22 protein-coding genes are annotated in these 25,600 nt (G+C 31.4%); 6 read left to right on the forward strand and 16 right to left on the reverse strand.

Features of this window, described 5'->3' with window-relative positions; all coding sequences use genetic code 11:
- Positions 1–101 precede the first annotated feature (101 nt).
- The 10 genes from B3040_RS09255 to B3040_RS09300 form a co-directional block, all read right to left on the reverse strand.
- Entirely contained in the window at positions 102–2,024 is a 1,923-nt protein-coding gene (locus tag B3040_RS09255) for a bifunctional 4-hydroxy-3-methylbut-2-enyl diphosphate reductase/30S ribosomal protein S1 (RefSeq protein ID WP_291572558.1), read from the reverse strand.
- A 191-nt stretch (positions 2,025–2,215) separates the two neighbouring features.
- Entirely contained in the window at positions 2,216–2,872 is a 657-nt protein-coding gene (gene cmk, locus B3040_RS09260) for a (d)CMP kinase (RefSeq protein WP_291572480.1), read from the reverse strand.
- 17 nt (positions 2,873–2,889) lie between these two features.
- Positions 2,890–3,243 (reverse strand): chorismate mutase, encoded by a 354-nt coding sequence (gene aroH / locus B3040_RS09265; protein ID WP_291572482.1) that lies wholly within the window; start codon positions 3,241–3,243, stop codon positions 2,890–2,892.
- Entirely contained in the window at positions 3,244–4,467 is a 1,224-nt protein-coding gene (locus B3040_RS09270; RefSeq protein ID WP_291572484.1) for an NAD(P)/FAD-dependent oxidoreductase, read from the reverse strand.
- Between the two features lie 223 nt (positions 4,468–4,690).
- Positions 4,691–6,037 (reverse strand): NADP-specific glutamate dehydrogenase, encoded by a 1,347-nt coding sequence (gene gdhA / locus B3040_RS09275; RefSeq protein ID WP_291572560.1) that lies wholly within the window; start codon positions 6,035–6,037, stop codon positions 4,691–4,693.
- A 216-nt stretch (positions 6,038–6,253) separates the two neighbouring features.
- A complete protein-coding gene (locus B3040_RS09280; protein WP_291572486.1) occupies positions 6,254–7,138 on the reverse strand; it encodes a MurR/RpiR family transcriptional regulator in 885 nt (294 codons plus the stop codon).
- Between the two features lie 132 nt (positions 7,139–7,270).
- Positions 7,271–7,438, reverse strand: coding sequence for a YpmA family protein (locus B3040_RS09285; protein ID WP_291572488.1), 168 nt, complete (start codon positions 7,436–7,438; stop codon positions 7,271–7,273).
- A gap of 38 nt (positions 7,439–7,476) precedes the next feature.
- Positions 7,477–8,019 carry a tRNA (mnm(5)s(2)U34)-methyltransferase gene (locus B3040_RS09290; RefSeq protein ID WP_291572491.1) on the reverse strand — a complete coding sequence of 181 codons (543 nt, stop codon included), beginning with the start codon at positions 8,017–8,019 and terminating at the stop codon, positions 7,477–7,479.
- Complete coding sequence (locus B3040_RS09295) at positions 8,012–8,737, reverse strand: pseudouridine synthase (RefSeq protein WP_291572493.1); 726 nt, start codon at positions 8,735–8,737, stop codon at positions 8,012–8,014. Before B3040_RS09295 ends, B3040_RS09290 begins: the two co-directional genes overlap by 8 nt.
- Before the next feature lie 205 nt (positions 8,738–8,942).
- Positions 8,943–9,101, reverse strand: a complete 159-nt coding sequence (locus B3040_RS09300) for a hypothetical protein (RefSeq protein ID WP_291572494.1) — start codon at positions 9,099–9,101, stop codon at positions 8,943–8,945.
- 295 nt (positions 9,102–9,396) lie between these two features.
- Here B3040_RS09300 and B3040_RS09305 point away from each other — a divergent pair, with 295 nt between their 5' ends.
- A complete protein-coding gene (locus tag B3040_RS09305; protein WP_291572496.1) occupies positions 9,397–10,500 on the forward strand; it encodes an iron-containing alcohol dehydrogenase family protein in 1,104 nt (367 codons plus the stop codon).
- Position 10,501: 1 nt separating this feature from the next.
- Positions 10,502–11,536 (forward strand): homoserine dehydrogenase, encoded by a 1,035-nt coding sequence (locus B3040_RS09310; RefSeq protein ID WP_291572498.1) that lies wholly within the window; start codon positions 10,502–10,504, stop codon positions 11,534–11,536.
- Positions 11,537–11,766: 230 nt separating this feature from the next.
- Here B3040_RS09310 and B3040_RS09315 read toward each other — a convergent pair whose 3' ends face one another.
- Positions 11,767–12,798, reverse strand: a complete 1,032-nt coding sequence (locus tag B3040_RS09315; protein ID WP_291572500.1) for a threonine aldolase family protein — start codon at positions 12,796–12,798, stop codon at positions 11,767–11,769.
- 437 nt (positions 12,799–13,235) lie between these two features.
- Positions 13,236–14,198 (reverse strand): CPBP family intramembrane glutamic endopeptidase, encoded by a 963-nt coding sequence (locus tag B3040_RS09320; protein WP_291572502.1) that lies wholly within the window; start codon positions 14,196–14,198, stop codon positions 13,236–13,238.
- A 617-nt stretch (positions 14,199–14,815) separates the two neighbouring features.
- Here B3040_RS09320 and B3040_RS09325 point away from each other — a divergent pair.
- The 4 genes from B3040_RS09325 to eam all read left to right on the forward strand — a co-directional run bounded on the left by B3040_RS09325 (position 14,816) and on the right by eam (position 20,193).
- Entirely contained in the window at positions 14,816–15,757 is a 942-nt protein-coding gene (locus B3040_RS09325; protein ID WP_291572504.1) for an ABC transporter ATP-binding protein, read from the forward strand.
- Positions 15,744–17,075, forward strand: a complete 1,332-nt coding sequence (locus B3040_RS09330; RefSeq protein WP_291572506.1) for an ABC transporter permease — start codon at positions 15,744–15,746, stop codon at positions 17,073–17,075. The genes B3040_RS09325 and B3040_RS09330 overlap by 14 nt, the downstream gene beginning before the upstream one ends.
- A 15-nt stretch (positions 17,076–17,090) precedes the next feature.
- Complete coding sequence (locus B3040_RS09335) at positions 17,091–18,428, forward strand: ABC transporter permease (RefSeq protein ID WP_291572507.1); 1,338 nt, start codon at positions 17,091–17,093, stop codon at positions 18,426–18,428.
- Between the two features lie 487 nt (positions 18,429–18,915).
- Positions 18,916–20,193: a glutamate 2,3-aminomutase gene (gene eam / locus B3040_RS09340; protein ID WP_291572509.1), complete on the forward strand. Its 1,278-nt coding sequence runs from the start codon at positions 18,916–18,918 to the stop codon at positions 20,191–20,193.
- A gap of 295 nt (positions 20,194–20,488) precedes the next feature.
- Here the strand turns inward: eam and B3040_RS09345 are convergent, their stop codons facing one another.
- The 4 genes from B3040_RS09345 to B3040_RS09360 all read right to left on the reverse strand — a co-directional run bounded on the left by B3040_RS09345 (position 20,489) and on the right by B3040_RS09360 (position 25,406).
- The gene (locus tag B3040_RS09345; RefSeq protein ID WP_291572511.1) at positions 20,489–21,847 is read right to left on the reverse strand and encodes a UDPGP type 1 family protein; all 1,359 of its coding nucleotides are present in this window, start codon (positions 21,845–21,847) and stop codon (positions 20,489–20,491) included.
- Between the two features lie 498 nt (positions 21,848–22,345).
- The gene (locus B3040_RS09350) at positions 22,346–22,756 is read right to left on the reverse strand and encodes an iron chaperone (RefSeq protein ID WP_291572513.1); all 411 of its coding nucleotides are present in this window, start codon (positions 22,754–22,756) and stop codon (positions 22,346–22,348) included.
- A gap of 294 nt (positions 22,757–23,050) precedes the next feature.
- Entirely contained in the window at positions 23,051–24,847 is a 1,797-nt protein-coding gene (locus B3040_RS09355; RefSeq protein WP_291572515.1) for a DUF4830 domain-containing protein, read from the reverse strand.
- Entirely contained in the window at positions 24,837–25,406 is a 570-nt protein-coding gene (locus B3040_RS09360; RefSeq protein WP_291572517.1) for an RNA polymerase sigma factor, read from the reverse strand. Before B3040_RS09360 ends, B3040_RS09355 begins: the two co-directional genes overlap by 11 nt.
- Between the last annotated feature and the right edge of the window lie 194 nt (positions 25,407–25,600).

The raw sequence follows: 25,600 nt of genomic DNA on the forward strand, positions 1-25,600 counted from the left end.
AATTTTATTATGTTGCTTTAGCTACATAGTTATGATGTATTATAAAAGTAATAACTTAATGCTATTACTTTCATAATACTATTATGCACAAAGAGAAGCTATTAAATTTCTTCTAAAGCCTTAATACTTAGGGATACTTTTTTCTCATCTTCATTTACATCTATTATTATTGCTTTAATTTCTTCCCCTACTTTTAATACATCTTCAGGTTTTTCCACTCTATTTTTACTTATTTGAGATATGTGAACTAATCCGTCAATTCCAGGTTCTAATTCTACAAAAGCTCCAAACTTAGCGAATCTTACAACCTTACCTAACACTATGTTACCAACTGGATATTTTTCTTTAATATTGCTCCAAGGATTTTCAGATAACTTTTTCATACTTAAAGATAGCTTTTTATTTTCCTTATCTATACTTAGAACGTATACCCTAACTTTTTCTCCAACCTTTAGTAAATGACTTGGATTGTTAACCTTATTCCAAGACATTTCAGAACTATGAAGTAATCCATCAACTCCATTGATTTCTACAAAAGCACCAAAGTTGGTTATTCTTCTTACTAAACCTTCAACTACTTCTCCTTCTTGAAGATTATTCCAAGTTTCAACTTCTTTAATTTCCTTTTCGCCTTTTAAAATGCTTCTTCTAGAGGCAACAATTTTCATTCCATTTCTTTGTCTTTCAAATTCAACTAATTGTACTTGAATTGTACTTCCAATATAAGCTTTTAAACTATCAACTCTATTTAATTCTATATGGGATGCTGGAATAAATACTCTTATTCCTTTATAACTTCCCACTAATCCACCTTTAACTTCTTCTTTTACTTGAATTTCAATAATATCTTTATTTTCAAAAGCTCTGCTTAAATCTTCATAAATTTTTTGTCTTTCCACTTCAATTGTTGAAAGCACTACTAGTCCATCTGTATTTTTTCTGTTAATAACCTTAGCTTTTATCTTATCTCCTACTTTAAGAAAGTCTTTTAATGAAGCATTTTCCTCTTTAGTGTATTCACCTAAAGGTAAAATAGCTTCAGATTTAGTGCCAATAGTTAAATAAGCTTCTTTTTCATTTACCTTAAATACTTCCCCTTCAAGGATTTTACCTACACTAATATTTACATTATCCCTTGAGTATTGCTCATAAAGTTCCATTTCTTCGCCGTTTACATTTTTTTCATCTCTCATTTTTTCAATAGCCTCCTTAATTATCCAGTCAGGTGTTGACGCCCCCGCTGTAACTCCTATTTTTTTTATATTTTGATTTTTTAAAATTTCACTAGGTAACCCTTGTAAATTTTCCACATGATAGGTGTTCTCACAATTGTTTTTACAAATTTCATATAATTTAGTTGTATTTGAGCTATTATATCCACCAATTATTATCATAGCATCTACTTCTTTTGATATTTCATCAGCAGATTTTTGTCTAACTTCTGTAGCACTGCATATAGTGTTAAATGCAATTAACTCCTTTGCAAAACCTATAATTTTACTTAATACCTTTTCCCAATTACTTTGTTTTTCAGTAGTTTGAGACACCACACAAACCCTTTTAGGTATATCATGAATATTATCTCCGCTCTTAGAAATAATAGCTGTATTATCACACCATCCATTGATTCCAATTACTTCTGGATGGTTCTCATCTCCAACTATAATAATTGCGTACCCCTCTTTATAATATTTCTCTACCTTTTGCTGTATGTTGCTTACATAAGGGCAAGTGGCATTTTCTATAATAACTTTATGATTCTTTAACTTTTCTATAACGTCCTTTGATACACCATGAGACCTTATAATAATTACATCCTCTGGGCTTAACTTGTCAATTTCCTCTAGTTCAACTGAGTAAATTTCTTTATCCTTTAAAAAATTAACCACATCATTATTATGTATTAATGGCCCTAAGGTATATATAGGCTTATTGTACTTTTCTTTTAGCTTTAAAGCAGAATCCACTGCTCTTTTGACACCAAAACAAAAACCTGCCTTATCTGCTAAGGTTATCTCTTTCATCATATCACTTCCTAGTGTGAAATAGTTTAGGCATTGGAAAATAAATAATAAGTCAAAGATGATAAGTATATTTTGAGCTAGACTATTAAACAGTTTCTATTTATAGTTGGGCTATTAATAGGTTTTGCTGACACAGTATAGCACAAAATAGGCAATCATACTTACATATTTATTTTTTAAAGATGCCTCAATTAATTTAAAATACCATCTATATATGTGGATATTATATCAACCACTCCATTAATATCAATATTAGAAGAATTTATCTCAATGGCATCTGCTGCTTTAGTTAATGGGTCAGCCTCTCTATGAGTGTCCATATAATCCCTTTTAATTATATCATTTAGTATAGTTTCGTAATCAACCTCTATTTCTCTTGTTCTTAACTCCTCATATCTTCTTCTAGCTCTTTCTTCTGCACTAGCTGTTAAGAAAAACTTTAAATCTGCATTGATTAAAACCACTGTACCAATATCTCTTCCATCCATAATAACACTATATTTTCTTGATATATTCCTTTGTAACTCTACTAACTTTGCTCTGATTTCTGGTATAGCTGCATACTTTGATACATTATTGCTAATTAGTGGCATAGTAATTTCACTAGTTACATCTACCCCGTTAACTATTAAATTTTCTTTTTCAAAATGCATTTCAAGAGAATCAACAAGCTCACATAACTCTTTAACCTGATCTGGATTTATTCCCTCATTCATTGCACAAAGAGTAACAGCTCTATACATAGCTCCGGTATTGATATACATTAAATTATATTTTTCACCTACTATTTTCGCTATAGTACTCTTACCCGCACCTGCCGGTCCATCAATGGCAATAGACATTTTCATTCATATCGTCCTTTCTCCTACTGGTTTAAGTCCTTTCTTAAAGATTTAGCATTATTCAAATAAACAAATTTGATCTGGTCCTTATCTTCGTTAGAAAGGATTAACACTCTTATGCATAGCTTTAAATAATTATCTACTTTCATTTCATTAAAATGCATAAGAGAGAGTTTTTTCATATCGAAATATTTTCTAACAAAAGCTCCTGGATATGCCTTTGTTATATCATCTGTACAAGAAAATATCATAGTATGTATTTTTTCTACATTTAAATTGTTTACCCTTATAATTTCATTTATTAATTCAATGGTGTTTTTATTAATTTCTTCCTCTGAATTATTTAAAATAGTTGTAGCACCTCTAATTGAAATCATTTAATCACCTAACTTACTTCCTGCAATATAACCTGTAGATAGCGCAATCTGAACATTATATCCTCCAGTATAAGCATCTACATCTATAACTTCTCCAGCAAAACTCAAGTTTTCAATTATTTTAGATTTCATAGTAGATGGGTCTATTTCCTTTGTGCTCACTCCTCCAGAGGTTACTATAGCCTCAGCCACTGGTCTCAATCCTTTAACTGTAAGAGTCAAGTTTTGGGTCAAATGAACAAGGTTTTTTCTCTGTTCTCTGGTTATGATGTTAACCTTTTGATTTTCATCTATTCCGCTTAATCTAATAATAACTGGTATAAGTTTACTTGGAAAAAGATCATTTAAAGAATTCTTAAAATCCTTATTAGCGTAAAGTTTGAAATCTTTTTGTATTCTCTTATCAAGTTCTTCTTCTGTTAATCCTGGTTTTAAATTTATGGTTACCTTATAAGGACCTTGTTTTTTAACTGCACTACTTGCGCTTAACACCAAAGGACCTGAAATACCGAAATGTGTAAAGACCATTTCTCCTAAGTCTTTAAATACAGCTTTATTACTTTTATTCTTTAAAGATATTTCCACATTTTTCAAAGAAAGACCCTGTAATTCCTTAACCCAAGGCTCTTCGATTTCCATTGGCACTAATGAAGGCTTCAATTCAACGATTTTATGTCCTAAATCCTCTACGATTTCTAACCCTTCCCCAGAGGAACCTGTTTGAGGGTAGGAAACACCACCGGTACATAAAACAAAGTGATCTCCATAAATTTTTTCACCATTTTCCAAAATTACAGACTTTATTCTATTATCTTTTTCCTCAAAGTTCTTTATTTTTGAATCTAATATTATTTTAACATTTTTGCTTCTTAATTCAGACTCCAGAACCCTAATAATATCTGAGGATTTATCTGATTCAGGAAATACTCTATCTCCTCTTTCAACCTTTAACTTAACACCGTTTCTTTCAAAAAACTTCATTGTATCTTCATTTGTAAAAGTATATAGTGAGCTATATAAGAAACTAGGGTTAGTTGGTATATAATCAAAAAATTCACCAATATCTTTACCATTGGTTACATTACATCTACCTTTACCAGTTATGTACAGTTTTCTTCCTAGTTTATTATTTTTTTCAACTAAAATAACTTCATTGTTATCACTAGCAGTGATTGCCGCCATCATTCCTGCAGGACCTCCACCAATAACTATGACCTTTGACATAAAATCACCACCTAATATTTATAAATCCTATTTTCAACCAATTCCCTATATTATAATTTAATACAAATTCTAGAAATATTCAACTTTTAATTACTTAAAATGTATAAATACAAATAGCATCAACACTATAATAGTATACATCAATATGGTTTTAGTAATGTATTAAACTTAAAAAAAGAGAGAATTCTAAAGAACTCTCTCTCATTTATTTAATTAATTAGGATTAGTAATTTCCTTGTGCGTGCATAGCTTCAGCAACTTTAACAAATCCAGCTACGTTAGCTCCAGCAACTAAGTTGTATCCAAAGCCATAAGCTTCTGATGCATTTTTACAGTTGTTGTAGATGTTAATCATGATTTGGTGAAGTTTTGCATCAACTTCTTCAGCAGTCCAAGCAATTCTCATACTGTTTTGTGACATTTCAAGAGCAGAAGTAGCAACTCCACCTGCGTTAGCAGCTTTAGCTGGTCCTACAATAACTCCGTTGTCTAAGAAGTACTGAACAGCTTCGTTTGTACATGGCATGTTAGCAGCTTCGCAAACATATTTAACTCCATTAGCTACGATTTGTTTAGCATGCTCTAATTGAACATCATTTTGAGTAGCAGCTGGAATTACGATATCAACTTTAACATTCCATGGCTTTTGTCCTTCGAAGAACTCTACGCCATACTTGTCTGCATAATCTTTAACTCTAGCACCTTTGTTGATTTTTAACATTTCAACTAGGTAATCTATTTTCTCACCAGTTATTCCAGCTGGATCGTATATGTATCCGTCTGGTCCTGATAATGTAACAACTTTACCACCTAAGTCAGCAACTTTTTTGCAAACTCCCCAAGCAACGTTTCCGAAACCTGAAACAGCTACTGTTTTGCCTGCAAAATCAGTTCCTTCATGTTTTAACATTTCTTGGCAGTAGTAAGTTACTCCAAATCCAGTTGCTTCTGGTCTTATTAAGCTTCCGCCATAAGATAAGCCTTTTCCTGTAAGAACTCCATTTTCAAAAGCTCCTCTTATTCTTCTATATTGTCCATAAAGGTATCCGATTTCTCTTCCACCAACTCCGATATCTCCTGCTGGAACATCTACGTCTGGTCCGATATGTCTGTAAAGCTCAGTCATAAAGCTTTGGCAGAATCTCATGATTTCAGCATCTGATTTTCCTCTTGGGTCGAAGTCAGAACCACCTTTACCTCCGCCTATTGGAAGACCAGTTAAAGAGTTCTTTAATATTTGTTCAAATCCTAAGAATTTGATTATTCCTAAATAAACTGATGGATGGAATCTTAAACCGCCTTTGTATGGTCCAATAACTCCATTGAATTGTACTCTGAATCCTCTGTTTACTTGCATCTTGCCATTGTCATCCATCCAAGATACTTTAAACATGATTTGTCTTTCTGGCTCACAGAATCTTTCTAATAAGTTAGCTTCTACATACTCAGGGTGTTTTTCTAAAACTGGTCCTAAAGAATGTAAAACTTCTTCTACAGCTTGAATAAACTCTGGCTCGCCACTGTTTCTTTTTTTAACATTTTCCAATACTTGTTCGATATAAGCTTTAATCTCCACGCTTACTACCTCCTAAAAAATTGAAGTTAAAATTTCAATTTATTTTGCTCATGCAAAATAAACTTCTTTTTAATTGTACTTATTCTATGTAGTTGTTGTTTTTCCTTCTTATTCATAAAAAGTTTAAATTTAAAGTATTCGAAGAAGTAAAACGATTTCATAGCTACACATACATAATATTCTATTATGATTTATAAATCAACCTATATTTTAAAATTTATTTTCATCTTTATTTTTATAAGAATAAATCTGATATTCTTGCCAAATTCCCTCTAAATCATTGAAAGTTTGTGAGATTTTTTCCTTTTTCCTTAAACCCACTGCAATAATCAGCGCATTAATAACACTTAATGGCGCAACTAAGGAGTCAACAAAAGATGCCATATTACTTTCAGCTATAAGTGCATAGTCTGCTCTTGCTGCAAGTGGTGATAAAACACTATCAGTTATTGCAATAACATCTGCATTTCTTGACTTGGCAAAAGTTAGTACTTCAACAGTTCTCATAGCATATCTTGGGAAGCCAATTCCTATAACACAATCATCTTCAGATAAATTTAGCATTTGCTCGAAGATATCACTCATTCCATAGGAAACAATCTTAACATTATCGAGAACTAGGTTTAAGTAAAATCCTAAAAAATCTGCTAGAGCTGTTGAACTTCTAAGACCTACTATATAAATCTTTTTAGCATTTACTATACTATCAACTGAGTTCTCAAAGGCTGAATAATTTATTTTCTCTAAAGTTGCTCTAATATTTTCTATATCAGATTTCAACACGCCCTTAAGAGCATTATCTTGGCTTATAAAATCATTAGATAATTCTATTCTTTGTACTGTGGTTAATTTATTTTTTATCAATTCTTGTAGAGCCTTTTGTAGTTCTGGGTATCCCGCGTAATCCAGTTCATTTGCAAACCTTACTACAGTAGATTCACTTACCCCTACACTACTTCCAAGTTTAGCAGCAGTCATAAAAGCAGCTTTATCATAATGCTTTAAAATATACTCTGCTATAAGTTTTTGCCCCTTACTTAACCTTGGGAATTTAACTTGAATTATTCTCATAAGATCAAGATTATTATTTTCCATAGTAACACTCCTTTATAACGGGAAACAAATGAAATCTCCGTTTCATTTGTCATAAAATTGAATCATTCAATTCATTTTAGCATATATTGACATGGTATTCAACGAATAATTCATTTGTTTATATATTTTATACTAACTTTCCTCTTTGTAAATTGACAGAACATGGCTATTGTTTTTTTCATGCATCCCGAAAATTAAGTTTAAACCACTTAAGTTTTTATTTAAAAAGTCAACAATTTTATACATTTCATCATATTCTTTAAATTCCTTAGTTGCAATTAGCTGTAATTTATCCTTCATTTTAATCACCTTTCATGAGTTATTGTTTTTATATACCACTATTTCTTTTCTATTATTATAAGATAGGGAGCTTTAGGATCTCGATTAGCAAAACTATGAATCATTACCCCAAAGGTATTTTTAGGAAGACTAGTTACAAACTTAAGTAAAGCTTCACTTTCCTTTTGTCCTTCAGCATGACCTACATAAACTGCTATAGTAACAAATCCTCCACTTTTTAATAGTTCAAGTGAAGCATTAATACTTTTTAAAGAAGAGTGGCTTTTTGTGGTAATGCTCTTATCTCCCCCAGGTAAAAAACCTAAATTGTACATTGCTACATCAATTTCTTCCTGTATATACTGTTTAACATTTTCGTGAGAATCATGTATTAATGTAACATTAGCCATATTCCTTTTCTTGTAGTTATCAATAGCTTCTTCTTGTATATCAAAAGCATACACCTTTTTAAATCTTTCACTTAAAAAGTCACAATCAAACCCATTACCCAAGGTACAATCTACAGCTATATGTCTTGCTTCACTGTAAGTATTAATAATGTTCTGTGCTATTTTACTGATATCCCCTACATATTTAAACACTGCTCTCACCACCGCTTTTCAAAAACTCTAGTTCTTTCTCACTAAGGAATCTCCACTTTCCCTTAGGTAAACTTCCTAATTTAATACTACCTATTGAAACCCTCTTTAGTGCTATTACAGGGTGACCAATAGCATCACACATTCTTCTGACTTGTCTATTTTTTCCTTCATGTATTATAATTTTTAATTCACAGCTATTATCATATCTTTTTATGATTTCACAGTTCCCTGGCGCCGTTACATAATCTCCAATATTAATGCCTTTCTCAAACCTATGAATTTTCTCATTATCAGGTATCCCTTTTACCCGTGCTATGTAGACTTTATCTATTGCCACTCTAGGGTGAATTATTTTATTATAAACTTCCCCATCATTTGTTAACAAAATTAGTCCAGAAGTATCATAGTCTAACCGTCCTATAGGGTAAACTCTCTCCTCTACTTTCACTAAGTCTAAAATTGTATTTCTATCTTTCTCATCCTTAACGGTTGAAACATAGCCTTCGGGTTTATTTAACATGATATATACTTTGTTTTCTTCTGGTTTTACTATTTTATCATCAACGCTAACTACATCAATTTTACAATCTATTTTAGCACCTAGCTCATTTACAACTATATCATTAACCTTTACTCGTCCAGAAGTTATAATTTCTTCACATTTTCTTCTCGATGCAACTCCGCATCTGGCCATATATTTTTGTAGTCTTTCTTCCAAGATACCACCTCAAAATAATTGATTATGCATAAACACTTAATAATCTAAGTTAATAACTTTCGTGTCCTATTTATATAGTTTGCATAATTGGAATTATAATTATAATTGGAATAAAAATCAAATAATTTCTTATAAAAGAAAGTACACCTTTAAGATTATGAAGGAATAACCTGAAAGGTGTACTTTTTTACACTACTATATTTAGTTATCTAAACTGATTCACCTTTGTGCTAGGATGCTTATGCATGTATCCATTTTCTAAACTTCCTTTTGGCTGTGCAGTATCATTAATAGATGTAGCCTTAGATTTCTCTTGACCCTGATTTTGTAATTTTTGTTGCTGCTTTTGTTTGTTTTGTGGCATATGAATCACCTCCCTTGTAATATAATTATCTATTTGAGAGAAACTATACTTATAACATCTTACAAATTATTTCCATGGAAATAATTTGTAATTTTCCCTCATTGAGAAATTTATCCAGTGATGCTATATTAGGTTTAAAAGAATATTGCCCTATATAGGCTCCATTAGTAGTAGGATTTTAACTTCTTAGAACTCAGCTAAAAATACTTGTTAATGTATACTTCCCTTTAATGGGTATTCCTATTACTAAACTAAAAAGGAAGTCTATAAATATATAAATAAAGGAGACATTATAATGAAAAATTCAATTTTTTATATGCCTACTAAAATCATAACGGAAAAAAATGCAATAAAAAATCATAGTGCCGGTCTATGCCAATTAGGTAAGCGCACATTAATTATAACGGGGAAAAATTCTTCCAAGAATAATGGATCATTACAAGATTTAGTGGAAGCTCTGCAATCACTAAATATATTTTATATGGTTTTCGATGATGTGGAGGAAAACCCATCTTTAGAAACCGTAGACAAAATCACCGTCTTAGGACGAGAAAACAACATTGATTTTTTAATTGGGTTAGGTGGAGGTTCTCCTATTGATGCTGCCAAAGCAGCTGCAGTTTTAATTAAAAACCCATCATCATCTATTGAAGACTTAACTTTATCACCAATGCTAGCCTCCCTACCTTTAGTTGCAATTCCAACAACTGCAGGCACAGGAACTGAGGTTACACCCTATGCAATATTAACTAATCACAAACTACAAACAAAACATGGTATAGCTCAAAAGGTATTCCCTATTTTAGCCTTTTTAGATGCAAGTTATTTAATTAATACACCAAAAGATGTGACTATTAATACTGCAGTAGATGCACTTTGCCATTTAATTGAGGGTTACCTTTCAGCTAATGCAAACATTATTAGTGATGGGTTAGCGGAAAAAGGATTAAAATTATTTGGAGAGTGTATTAATGAACTTGAAAAGGATGTTCTTGACTTCAATATAAGGGAAACCTTACTTCTAACTTCTTCTATTGCTGGAATTGTCATAACTCAAGCAGGAACTTCCCTTCCACATGGCATGGGATATGCTTTAACATATAATAAAGGAATTCCTCACGGAAAAGCGACTGGAGTGTTTCTAAAAGCTTACATGAATTTTTGTAGTGATAAGGCTAAGGTTAAAAATATCCTTAATCTGCTTAATTTTAATACCTTAGATGATTTTGGTGATTTCCTGCAAAGAGCCTTAGGAGAACCTATAGCTTTAAGTGATGAGGAGCTATATAATTTTGCTTCAGCCATGAGTAACAATAAAGCAAAACTTAAAAGTCATCCATCGCCTGTTACTGCAGATGATATATTAGATATTTATAGAAGTAGTTTAGGAAAGATTTAATATGAGAATAGCATTAATTGGTTTTGGAAACGTAGGTAAAGCATTTTTAAAATTACTTAAAGAAAAGCAAGGAAATATTGAAAATAATGGTATTTCCCTGGAAATTATTTCAATCATTAATTCAAAGGGTGGTGTTTACAATAACCAAGGGATTTCACTTGAAGTTTATGCTCAGGACCTGAATATGAATAAAGAGTTAAGTGAGTACTTACATTTCTCCCCAGATATAAATATAGATTATGTCATTGAAAATGGTAACATAGATGCTGCTGTACTTTTAACTCCAACTAATAAGGATACAGGAGAACCAGGCATAACCTATATAAAAAAGCTTCTTACTAAAGGAATAAATGTAATTACAGGTGATAAGGGCCCAATATTATTACAATATGAAAGTTTAAAAACCCTTGCACAAGAAAATAATTGCACCTTAGCCTTTGGCTGTACCACTGGGGGAGCTCTTCCTTCTATAAACGCAGCCTTATTTGATCTTGCTGGCTCTGATATTTTAGAAGTTAGAGGCATACTAAATGGAACTTCCAACTTTATAATTAATGAAATGGAAGATAATAATTTCACCTTTAAGGATGCTTTAAAGAAAGCCCAAGATTTAGGAATTGCTGAAACAAACCCAACCTTAGATATTGAAGGTTATGATACTGCAACTAAACTTATAATAATTTGTAATGCAATTTTTAATAAAAGTCTTTCCCTTAAAGATGTAAACCTCAGCGGAATATCTAACTTAACTATAGAAGAAATCCAACGAGGAAAAACTTTAGGCTACAAATACAAGCTAATAGGAACTGCAAAATTCCTAGATAATTCCTTAACCCTTTCTGTTGGTTTAGATAAAGTTTATAATAATGATCCTCTATTTAATGTGGACGGTAAAAACAAAGCTGTGAAGTTTGTATCCGACACTTTAGGTGATGTTACTGTAATTGGCGGAGCTTCTGGCACTACCCCAGCTGCAGCTGCTATTTTAAGAGATATTATAAATATAGAAAAAGGGATTAATTTCACTAAGTTTTAGGTTCTACACTTCATATTTTACTAAATAAAATGTGTTCAATCTCCTATGTTGAATTATGTATCATCATTGTATTCTAAATAAACAAATATAAAAAGATGAACTACTTACCCTTGAAGAATTTCTAAAGTTACCTTTGAATTTGTCCATAAGAAATAAAAGGATGAACTGATACTTGCAGCTCATCTTTTTGTTTTCTTCAATATATATAACGTTTATCACTTCTAACTTAGTTATCTATTTTTAAGACTTCTTAAATCCTCAATAAAACTCTTTACTGCTTCTTCCTTTGTTGCCCAAGAAGTTACTAGTCTTATTGCAGAGTTATTCTCATCAATTTTCTGCCATATATAAAATATATACTTTTCTTCTAATCCTTCAATTATTGAATTAGGCAGTATTGGGAATATTTGATTTGATGGCGAATGAGTTAAAAAAGAATATCCTTCCTGAAGTACAGCTTCTTTTAATAATTCTGCCATACTATTTGCATGGGTAGCTAAATCAAAAAATAAGTTATCTTTAAAAAGCTCCGAAAATTGTATTCCAAGAAGTCTTCCCTTTGCAAGTAATGCTCCCTTTTGCTTTATATGAAATCTAAAGTCCTCTTTTAAGGAATCTTTGCAAATTACAAGAGCTTCCCCAAGTAGAGCCCCATTTTTTGTTCCTCCTATGTAAAAGGCATCCACTAAATTAGCTAAATCCCCAAGATTAATATCATTTTCTTTAGAACATAGTGCTGAGCCAAGTCTAGCACCATCTACATATAGAAAAAGTTCATTATCTCTACAAAAATTACTTAAGGCTTCTAATTCCTTTTTTGTATAAATAGATCCAATTTCTGTAGGGTTGGAAATATAAACTAATTTTGGTTTTACCATATGCTCATCAGTATGTGCATCTATTGCTTCTTTAACCTGTTTAGAGTTAATTTTTCCATCTTTCACTTCTATAGAAATAACTTTATGACCTGTAGCCTCTATAGCTCCAGTTTCGTGGACAAGTATATGACCAGTATTTGCTGCAATGGCTGCTTCATGAGGTCTTAAAAAAGCAGAAATTGCCGTTAAATTTGTTTGAGTACCTCCTGGGAAAAAATGAACCTCTACATCTTCCCTACCTAATCTTTCCTTAATTAATCTAATAGCTTCAATAGAATACTTATCTTCTCCATAGCCTTCCATCTGCTCCATATTAGCTTCCATAAGTGCATTTAGTATCCTAGGATGTGTCCCCTCACTATAATCATTTTTGAAACTATACATTATAAACATCCTCCTTTTGTGTATCATAATGAAATTATATCCTAATTTTATATTTTTATCAAAATTATAGTGGATTTTTGTACTTTTTCCTTTACTATATTTACTTCTTGAAACATTGAAAAAACTTAATTTTAATTAAAGCTATTACCTAGTATAACTATAAGTAGCCACAGTTAAAACTTAACTTTTACATGGGTCCTATGCTGGGTTTGTTAAAGGTTATGAACGCCTATAATTTATATTCAATGATATATCTCAATAGAGAAACCACTTCAACATTTAATCTATATCTTCTAGGAAGTGGTTTTTAGAAAAAGCTGAGCATAAAAAACAACCTATAAAATAGACTCTTTTCATCTGTCTACTTTATAGGTTTAATTTTACTTGCCTTACCTTGTAATACTTCTACTAGAGAGTATTACAATTGAAAAATATCTTTACTTAGGTTTTATAAGGTCAGTAATTGGTACAGTATTAATACCATATGCCATTATAACTATTCCTATTAATATCATCAATCCTGAACAAACACCTGCTACAATATTGATTTTCTTTTCTTTTTTCTGTTTCATAATAGCATCTTCAACTTCATTTCTAGCTTCTCTTCTATGAATTAATCTTGATCCGAATAGTAAAAGGAAAGGTACTACTGCTCCAATAATGAAATAAGTTGCAATTCCATAAAGCATCATTCCTGAATTCATATCCACTGCTGTTGGCTGAGATTTTGATGTAAAAGATATTAAGGTTGCTAATCCATTGTTTACGAAGTGAAATATAATAGGTAAAATCATATTTCTTGTTTCAATCATAACATAAGACAGTGCCATTCCTAAAATAGCTGTAGGAATAAAACGAACTGGGTCTAAATGAAAAATACCAAAAATAATTCCCATATAAAGGACCCTAAGCCATTTATTATTTACAGAACCTAGAGAGGAAAGAATAAGTCCTCTATGCAAGGCTTCCTCACAAATAGCTGGCATAACTGCAATAATAATAAAGGCAATCCACATAGGTACACTAGTGAATACATTCTGTAATCCACTACTTACTTCTGTAAGTCCTTGCGGAAAAAAATATCCAATAATTAAAGTTATAAGTATTACGGCAACATAACTACCAGCCCATATAAGTAAAACCCCAAAAATTTCACGAAGTAAAGGCTTCTTTAAAGGAAATATTTCTTTTAAATTTGCTTTAAAAAGTATTGCTGGAATTATGGCTACTAACAATAGTATAACCTCTGTAAGTGCTACACCGTACATCCCCAAGGCCATTTGTATAGGTGCTGCTACAAAAAGCATAACTAGAATAACTAAAATAAACACTCCTATACCCTGATGTGGTTTTAACTGTTTGCACTGTTTTGATTGTTTTGAATTAATCTTTGTTAACATCTAACACTTCCCCTTTATAGATTAATTATTAAAAGTATATTTTACTTTTGAATTAGATCTGTTATCCCCTCCAAATCTAAATCATTACCACTATATTCCATTATACCATAGTTATCTACTTTCTCACTATAGGTTGAATTTGAAGTTTTTATAAATGAATATTATGAAACACGTTTCAAAGGTATAGAATGCAATAAAGAAACTACACACATAATAAACCTACTTTTTCATTGTCTTTCCTATAAGTTGCTTTTAATTTATTAAGTAATGTAGCAATACTGTTACAACTTATATATACAAGATCTATAGAAGTTCCTCCTTGATATTTTATTATAAACTAATACTTTTAATAGATATAATGGAATTAACTTTTTCAATTAGGTATATTATAGTATAATTACCATGTTGAGGGATTGAATTTTTAGATAAGTAATTAATAATTAACAAGCTCATTTTGTAGTGTAACTTTGTTACGCCAAAATAACTTCACTAAGCTGAGTGGCTATAGATTCAATAAGATCGTAGATTAGAAACTTCCATATGCTGTTATAGTTCTACTAAAAATGAGATCCGTTATACGAAAAATTATCTGATGTGTTTCAGGAAAGAGGGATGTTATGACTTTATGTGTTAAGAATTTGACAAAAAAATATGGAGACAAAGTTGTTGTTAATAACTTAAGTTTTCAAATCGATAAACCAGGAGTATATGCTCTACTAGGAACAAATGGAGCTGGAAAGACCACAACTCTTCGTATCATCTTAGGAATGCTTGCAAAGGATGAGGGAGAAGTACAATGGAAGGGTCAGCCCCTTGATCCCTTGAAAACCAATGTAGGTTATCTAGCAGAGGAACGTGGATTATATCCAAAATATACTTTACTTGATCAGCTTTTGTATTTTGCAAAGCTTAGAAATGTACCTAAAAAAACTGCTATGAGTCGTATCGAATACTGGAGTGAGAGATTATCTGTAAGTGAGTATGTATTCCCACCTAAGGTAAAAGGTAAAAAAGCTCCAAAGCCATATCGCGCAGAGCAATTATCTAAAGGAAATCAACAAAAGATTCAGCTCATGTCTACTTTAATTTCTGATCCAGAATTAATTATTCTAGATGAACCTTTAAGTGGACTTGACCCAGTGAATACAGATTTATTTAAATCAATTATTAGAGAAGAAATTTCTAAGAACAAATATCTAATTATGTCTAGTCATCAAATGCCTACTATTGAAGAGTTTTGTTCTGATATTACCATATTGAATCATGGCCAAGCAGTCCTTCAAGGAAATTTGAATGAGATTAAGAAAGGTTATGGGCGAGTGAATCTTTTTGTTAAAAGTGATGTAGACATTTCTTCTTATATTGCCTCCTTTAAACTAGACATTGTAAATAAAACCCCAAGTGAGTATCATTTAAGAGTTCATAACGAAGCTCATGCTATGGAGTTTTTAGGAAAACTTATTGAAGATAAGATCCCAGTTATTAAGTTTGAACTTCGTGAACCCTCCTTGCATGAAATATTTATTGAAAAGGTAGGCGACATTAATGAAAAAGAATAGTCTTACTGGTTGGAAGGATGTCTTCACCTTTACCCTTGTACAAACATTAAAAAGTAAAGCCTATATTATTTCATTTGCCATACTACTTGCATTAATGCTGATTTCTATGCCCATTGTAAGTGCACTTACTTCAAAGGATAGTTCTGGCTCAACTTCTCCTAATGCAGTGAAAAAAATCTATGTAAATAATAAAACCAACATTTCGGCATTAGATTTTAAAGGTTTCCTTGAAGATGAAAGTTTAAAGCATATTTCTTTTGAACCAATGAAAGATGACTATACAGTGGTATCAGAAAGAATTGAAAAAAGCGAACAAGAATCTATAATATTAACTATTAGTGAAGTTCAAGATAAGTATTCTTTAGAATTTGTAAGAGCTACTAAGGGGCCAGTTAAAGAAAGCAACTTAAATGCCCTTTCAGATTCTATAAAAAAGGAATTTGAAACAATTAAACTTAATGCACTTGGGGTAAATAGCACCCAGTTAGATATGATTAATGCAGAGGTAAAAACTGAGGTGTTTATCACTGATGTTACTGGTATAGAAGTTGTAAAAGAAGATACCTCTCTTTCAGGTGGCGAGTACGGGTTCATTTATGGAATCCTATTTATAGTTATGATGGTGAACATAATGGCAAGCACACAAATTGCTTCATCTATACTAACAGAAAAATCCACTCGAGTTATCGAATATCTACTAACTTCTGTTAAACCACTAGCAATAATGGTTGGTAAAATCCTTGCCATGCTTACCGCGGTACTGTTTCAAGTTATATCTATGATAGTAGCATTGTTTATTTCCAATATGATTTCACGTGGTTTATCTTCAAGCAGTGGAGAAAGCATACTTTCTCAGTATCTTCCAAAGAATATTTTTCAGAATTTAAATATAACTAATATTATTCTTTGTTTAATACTCATTGGAATTGGAATGATTATATATGCAACCTTAGCAGGCCTTGCAGGAGCCTCTGTAAGTAGGCTTGAAGAATTGAGTGAAGGGCTTACCTTGTTCACCATGATTAACTTAATTGGAGCATATGTTGGAATGGGTGCGGCTGGTGTATTAATGGCTTCGGGAATTAATGGCTTTGTTATATTCTCTTTCTTATTCCCTTTGTCCTCAGTTTTTATATTGCCTGGTGCCCTTTTAATTGGAAAGGTAACTCTACCATTTGTAGCAGCTGCTATTGCACTTCAAATAATAACTATAATCTTATTATTTAAATTTGTGGCAAAAGTTTACGAAACACTAATACTCCATAATGGTAATAAAATTAAACTTAAAGAACTTATTAAAATTTCAAAGACGGTGTAAAAGGGGGAAGGAAAAATGAAAGATAATTTTAGAGGATGGACTTCAGTGTATGCCTTTACCCTTTCACAGGCTACAAAGGGCATTGGGTTTAAACTTGTTACTACCTTAGTTACCTTACTTATAGTAGGAGCATTAGTAGTGGTAAATTTGGTAGTGGCTAAACCTGATAAGGAGAATAACAATGAACCCTCTCCAATTAAAACTGTATATGTATTAGACAATAGTGGCTTACAGCCAACCAATTACAAGGATATAATTTCACAGACAAATAAAAATGAATTTAATGAAGCTGAGTATATAAACGTTATTGATAAATCTAGTAAAGAAGCTGTTAAAGCTGCAGGAGAAAAGTCTTCTGAGGCTATAGCTATAGTTATTACAAAGAAAGACTTAGGCTACGAATTAAAAGCTCTTATACCTGAAAATTCAAAGGTCTCAAAAGGTGAAGCAGAATCCCTACTTAGCTCAATGTCCTCTGCTTTTGAAACAAACAAACTCCTACAGGTAGGATTATCCTCGGAGCAACTTGTTGGAGTACTTAAACCAGCAGTAGTATCCTTTTCAGAAATTGGTGAAAATTCTAGTGTAGTAACCAAAATAATTAAAGTAGCAGCACCTATGGTATTTAGCTTTATAATGTACTTTATGCTCCTACTTTATGGTCAGACCATCAGTAAATCAGTATCTACAGAAAAAACCTCTAAACTCATGGAGGTGTTACTAACGTCAGTACATCCCTATGCTATGATAACTGGTAAAGTACTTGCAGTTACCTCCATGGCATTGGGACAATTTGTAACTTGGATTGCAGCAGGCGCTGTAGGATTATATGGTGGCAATGCTATTGCTCAAAGTATTTATCCTAACTATGAGAATTCTGCAATTACCATCATAAACTTTTTAAAGGATAACTTAGGAGAAACTGCCTTAACCCTTCCAGCGGTGCTACTTGCAATAGCCTTCTTTTGCTTTGGCTTCTTGTTTTATTGCATTATTGCTGCTGTTGCCGGCTGCATGGTTTCAAAACCAGAGGATGTGGCCTCTACTCAAGCAGTATTTCAAATGCCAGTAATTATAAGCTGGTTAGTTTGTTACTTTGCCCCAATCCTTGGTAAAGAAGGTATACTCTCCGTAGCTAGATATATTCCCTTCACTTCTCCCTTTATAGTGCCAGCTGATCTTATTACAGGCACCATGGGTATGGCATCGGGATTCATATCAACAGCACTACTCCTAATTTTTTCTATGTTAACCATAATGCTAGCAGCTAAAATTTACAAAGGACTTGTGTTATATAATGGGCAAAAGCTTAGTTTTAAAGTAATAGGTAATATATTAAAGACTAATAAGTAAGGTTTTTAATATTAGGTTTATGAATAAAAAGCAGCTAAAAGTATTTTAAGTCATACTTTTAGCTGCTTTTTAAATATTTGTCGAAAATATTTATATATTTTGAATATTATGTTATTATATAATGTAATAAGTAATTTAATATCATTATTTCCTAAAAATTACTTTTACAGAGAAACTTTTTATATACCGCATATAGGATTTCTTCGTGAAATCTTGGCTTACTTTTTTCCAAAGGTCTTAGGAAAACAAGTTGGCTCATATATGGGGTAAATCTTCACTTTGACTCTCTATATGTAGTATTATGGTTTAAGTTATCTTTATATAGCAGAAATACACTTAAAGGTAAACTTGCTTTTCTTAAAGTTTACCTGGCGAAACTTTATCTTATTCATCTTTAAAAAAGCCTTAAGGGAACCAATGTAGCTTCAATACTAAGTTAAGTCTTCGCTTTGGTTCCATATATAATAAAAACATAAAGGAGGGTCTTATGGCTAAAGAAAAAAACAAAACTATGTGTGCACTTAATCGTGCAGAAGAATTAAAATCAAAAATTGAGGATTATACAAAGATTAAGGATACTATACCTAAGGGGTTATCCAATACTGCAGAAGCTAAAAATCAAGAAAAAAAGAAAAAAATTCTGTCCCTACTTAATGGAACAGAAGCTGATTGGAATGATTGGCAATGGCATATAAGAAATAGAATTCAAGATGTAGATTTACTATGTCAAATTGTAGAATTGGATGACTCTGAAATTGCAAGTATAAAAAAAGTTCAAGAAAAATTCAGATGGGGAATCTCACCTTACTATGCCTCTTTAATGGATGATAATAAGCTAAATCCAGTAAGGCTTCAATCTATTCCTACTATTTTAGAATTAAACCAGCATGGCTCTATTGATCCCATGGGAGAAGAATTTACTAATCCAGCTGGTGCTATTACAAGGAGATATCCTGATAGACTAATTATTAATGTTACAAATCTTTGCTCATCCTTTTGTAGGCATTGTCAAAGACGAAGAAACATTGGCACTTTTGACACCCACAAAACTAAAGAAGTTCTCCAAGAATCCATTGACTATATAAGAAATAACCCTGAAATACGTGATGTATTAATCACTGGTGGCGATGCTCTTATGTTGTCTGATGATACCCTCGATTGGCTGCTCGGAGAAATATATAATATACCAACAGTAGATTATATTCGACTTGGTACTCGTACCCTTGTGAACTTACCTCAAAGAATTACTGAAAATTTACTTAATATCTTTAAAAAGTATTCACCTATTTATATAAATACCCATTTTAATCACCCTTTAGAAATCACAAAAGAAGCAAAAGAAGCCTGTGATAAATTATCTAATATAGGAATTCCCCTAGGAAATCAGGCAGTACTATTAAACGGCATAAATAATGATAAGTTTGTAATGCGACTTCTAAATCAGCAGCTTTTAAAATGCAGGGTTAGGCCTTACTATATATTCCATGCTAAAAGTGTAGTTGGAACCACCCACTTTAATACATCTATAGATGATGGTATTGAAATAATGGAATATCTCAGGGGTTATACCTCTGGAATGGCAATCCCAACTTACATTGTTAACGCTCCAAATGGAGATGGAAAAACTCCAATTTTGCCTCAATATATCATATCTAGAGGTAAGAACTATGTTAAAATCAGAACTTGGGAAGGCAAAATATATGACTATCCTAATAATTTCACACAGGACTTAGGGAGTCTACTAAAAGAAAATAATGCAAATTAACATAACCCTAAGTATTTTTACTTAGGGCTTTATTGTGTAGTTTTTTCCTATAGGTATTAATACTTATTATTATATTGTTAAATTTAAATATTGTTAACAATAAAAAAAATATAGCAATATATAGTGTTTATGCGGGTTTTACCGGATTTAACCTAAGTTAGTCCTACTTATATACCCTGAAAACACTAAGAAGTGCATGTGTTTATGCTGATAAAATAATAAACAACTTAAGTAATAAATTATCTATTACTTAAGTTGCTTCTCTATAAATCTAATGATGAATAAAACTCACCTTCTAGATTTCATTAATATTTTTACCCTTTAAATTATCTCCGTAATATGATGTTAAAGGAGAAACTTCAATTTGATTTTTTTCTAACTCCTCCTTATTAAATCCTGCGTCAGTGAGCCATTTTTTATGTAAATTTAAAATTAATTTCTTTGCTGTTTCAGGACTATCTTCTCCCTCTTTATTTTTTACTGGGGCAAATTCCTCTTCTCTTTTCACTTCTAAGGCTGCCATGTCCTCCAATTTTTCAAATATATCAAATAAGAAATATTCAAACTTATAACCATTAGGTTCTGTAGGTAATACTTTCCTTCCATGACTATCTAAATGTTCAATTTTTTTATGTGCAATATGTAGTGGTAAAGGTTCCTCTATTATTTTTTCTATGAATTTTATATTTAATAAATGATTTAATATATTTGCATTTGAATAAACGAGTTTTCCTTCTGAATCAACCTCACTTGCAATTATATTTTGCATCTCAGAATATTCAACAATAGCAGGTTTATTATTCTTATAGCACAAAACCCCTACTTTTTCTTCGGCATACTTTTTCTCTACTACTTTACTAGCTGCTAACTGCTTTGAACTTATAGTAAATCCAATAAAAAGTGGATCAGCTACTCTTACTAAGGCGTTATCAATTCCATATATAAACAACCATTCAACTCCTTTAGATTTCATATCCTCAAGAGCTCCTGATTCTTTTAAAGCAAGAAAGCAACCGCCATTTCCATTAGAACTCATAACAATTCTACCCTTATCAGACAAAAGTATCTTTCCATCTTCACCTACAGCAGGCATGGTTCGCTGTTTAAAAAACATTATCATACTTTTAGGATAACCAAAATAATTATGTTCTTCAAAAAAGCTTACTGTATCTTGATGATTATCAACACTTGTCATGATATATAATGGAATATACTTTTTACACTCTTTTGATAGATAAATTAGCCTCTCACATTGAAGTTGAAACAGTGATTTTCCTGATGGTAAACCTATACTGAATGTACCCTTTGGTCCTTTATGCCCAAGCCTAGTGCCTTGCCCACCTGCAACTAAATAAACAGCAACCCTGCCCTTTGTTAGTGCATCCATTCCAATATTATATAAGTTAACTCTTTCTTCTTCTGTGTACAATTTAAGACTCTTTGCTTTAAGTGGCTTAAACTCATTATCCACTTTTTCACTATCATCACATTTCACGCCATTATATGTATCTTGCACTAAATCAAAATCTATTGAAAGTATTTCGTTAATTAATTCTGATTTCTCCTCTTCACTTAAAAAGCTATAGAAGTGTAGTAAATGCTCCTGATCATATTTCTTTAACAAATCCATAGTTTTATCTAAATCTTTTCTCATTAAAAATCATCTCCATCATAATTGTTATTTATAAATATGAATTCCCCTAAACTGAAAGGTAATACTTCTCTTTAATAATATTTTACCATAAACAAACTTTACATACAGGGCAATTTTCTTCTGTAATATCTAACTATAATAAAATCTTAATTATATACAATAAACACACTGCATAAATTTAACTAACTCTCTTTGCATTCTCTTTAATATAAGTAGCCTATAATTTCTCTCATTGTAGAAATTATAGGCTACTTACATATCCCTCTTATTCTCAATGTAGATTGACTATAATATGGTAAATGTACTCATGTGAAATTATAACACTTTATCACACTAACTAATTATTAAAAAGCCTCTTGTTTTTTCTTTTGTTCTTCTCTATGTTTGGTTAAAAAAATAATAGGTTTAATTTTAATTAAATTAGAAAAGTAGTTTAAATTACTATCATATTTTTAACATATAAGGAAAGGGTATACATTTGTGCATACCCTTTCCTTATTAATGATGGTTCCCATTATGGTAACACCATATTGCTATTTCTGCAATAAGCTGGAGTGGCAACTGCTTGCTATAGGGAAACTGCACTGCACCTTTACTTGTCTTGTATTCACTTAGTCTTTCAGTGAAATGCACTACAGCCTCAGGTCCAGGGTACAACCCAATGTGATTTTTAAATGCCGCAAAATGAATTATATTTTGCTTATTCCAGTAAGTTGGCATACTCCACGAGATACGTTCTTGTGCATTTGGGAGTGCTGCACGAAGTGTATCTCTCACTTGATTTAGTAGTGGTCTAACCTCTTCAGATTGTGCATCAATATAAGCCTCAATAGTCTTCGGTGGCTCACCGCAGAAATGATCTTGGTCTGTATTCTTAAAATTACGTCCGCATTTAGGACATTGCCACATAGCATATTCCCCTCGCTCTCTCTATAATGGTCACTTTTATTGTAACTGTGACCTCCAAATTTCTAAGTTAAATATTAACTGTTACATTGTAAGTAGTTATTTCTATTATACTTTAAGTACTACTCCTCTGTAATCATTTATTTGCTACATAATAGCCATACTTTAGCATATAAGTTGCACTATCATTTCTACATTATAAAATAAGTTTTAGGCAACTTATTTTAAAGACAATGTAAAATACAATTAGACATATTAATGTAATATCCTTGTTATATTTTATTATAATGATTATTTTTAGTAAGCTTCAGTATACCCTGTAGTGTCTTTTTTCATCTCTTTATCATCTATTGGTATATTTAATTTTATAAAAGTGGTTTCTAGTTCAGTTGTTGTCTCTCCATTTTCATCATACCATTCCATCTTTAATATTATACCAGTATTTTTTTCCACCCAAGCCTTATATTTTGTTGAATCAAATTTAACTGAATAGTAATTATCAAAGGTGCCCTCAATTACCGCTGCATCCAGCTCTAAATACTTTTCTACGGCAGATATAGACCACTTTGATTCATCTTTTAAAATTCCAACTGCCAAGTTTTGATTAAACAAACTTTCTTTTGCATAAATTAAAAATAAAGGGTCAGGTCTTAGATAGACTTCACTACTACCATCTGATGCAGTAGCGTATTTATTTTCTATATTATTCCTTGTGGTACCTCCTTTAGATGTGGATACCTCACCAGATCTATAGGTTTTTGTATTGTTGTCAAATATAGTCTTCATATTTCCATTAAGAGTTGCTTCAAGTATATTTCCATCTTTTGAAGTTTCTTTTTCATAGCTTGATGGGGTATCTTTAAGTTCCACCTTGTAATCTACTGTAACATCATTATTAAACCTTTTCTGGTTCCATCTAAAGCTTCCTTTTGCACTTGTGAAATAGTCTACACTATTGGCAATTTTATTACGTAAATCTCTTTTAGAGACTTCTTTTGATTCCTTTGTTAAATCCTCTGTTTCAATTAATGCCCTAAGATCATCTGTTGTTTCATAATGCCAGTCCTTTAATCCAACAATATCTATTTTGTTTATATCCTTATAATAATATAATCTTAGCTCAGCCTTATCTTTATAATTAATGCATATCATATATTGATTTTCTACAGATCTCTTTCCACTGAACTCTTTATTAATTGGTTTAGAGGTTTCTAATACAGATAAAAACTTCTCTAAATTATTAGTAATAGTGGTTCTCTTTTCTACACCTAGGTTTCCATCACTTCCATTTGTAAATTTAATTAGTTCAACACTTTCTATATTTTCAAACTTAAAGGTTGCTGGTTCAAAACCCTCAGGTCTAACCTGACTTCGGCTATTTATTGGAAATATTCCTGGATCATACCCATCGTAAGATAAGCCCCCCCCTATTAATTCGTTTTTATCATTATAGTATAAAACAGCGCTTATACTTCCATTGAAGTTATACTTTGATTTTTCCCTTAAGGCATAAGTTACTTGCTTAACTTCCACATGCTTGTATTGTGCTAAATCAAGGCCTATCTCCTTAGATGCTTCTATTTCTAAATTTGACCCAAAGGATTCATTTATCACAATTTGCTTTTCACTAAGCTTCTCCTCTATATGATAATTGTACTTAAGAAGGATATTTTTAGATTTTTCATCTATATCCTCTTTCTGTACATTTTCCTTTTGCACTCTAGCTATATTATTGTTCTTTAATTTACCTACTAAATTAAACTTTTCATTAAACATAGGTATACTTATTACTGCAAAAGCTAGCACTGCTACTGCTGTGCACTTTGCAACTGTCCTTCTACTTCCAATTATTTTATTTAGGTAAAAATACTTTTTCCTTGAATATAAGCCCTTGTCTATTTTACTCATCACAGTAGCTGCAAATCCTGAAGGTGCATGAAGTGGAGTTTCACTAATACTTTCCATAAGCTTAAAGGCATTTAAAACTTCTGTGCATTTTTTACAAACTCTAATATGCTCTTCAACCATTTTTAAGTTTTCATCATCAAGTTTGTTTTCAATATAATTATATAAGTTTTCTTCATTACACTTCATTTAAAATACCTCCCTCTTCTAATTCATCTCCACTTGAGAAATATAATTTTTTCTTTGCTCTAAAGGCCTTCATTTTAACCGTATCTTCATTAATTTTAAGAAATTCTGCTATTTCCTTATAAGAAAATCCATGGACAAATTTAAGCAAAATAATATTCTTTTGATCTTCCTTAAGAATGCTCAATCTTCTATGTAGTTCTCTCTCTTTCTCCTTTAGCTCTAGCATATTTTCAGGATTGTATTTATCATCGGATTTTAAGTTTTCAAAAGACTCATCAAACTCCACAGTGGATTTTTTCCTCTTTTTTAAATGAGTGTTCATTGTATTAATTGTAATTTTGAATAACCAGTGATAAAAGCTAGACTTATCTTCGAGTTTATATAAATTTTTATAGGCTTTTAAAAAGGCTTCTTGCATGATATCTTCACTATCCTCTTTATCCAAGTTGTTTTTATATAAAAAGCCGTAGATAGTATCTTGATACTTCACAATAAGAGTTTCATATGCCTTCTCATCACCTTTTAGAACTTTCTCTACCAACAAAGAATCTGTACTCAAAAACTCTTCACCCCCTAATATATCTTCTCTAAATACCCTATAACTATAAAGACCTTATTGATTTTAAAAAAGTAACACTTTGCTTTAAACTTTCTTTTTCTATTGATCAGTTTTTCTAAAACTCAATTTTTGTTTTAATTTTTTTAGATTTAGCATAAGGCATCTTCAAAAATAAACAAGTCAGTATTTTCCTC

This window comes from Clostridium sp. UBA4548 (assembly GCF_002387895.1).
Taxonomy (GTDB): Bacteria; Bacillota; Clostridia; order Clostridiales; family Clostridiaceae; genus Clostridium_J.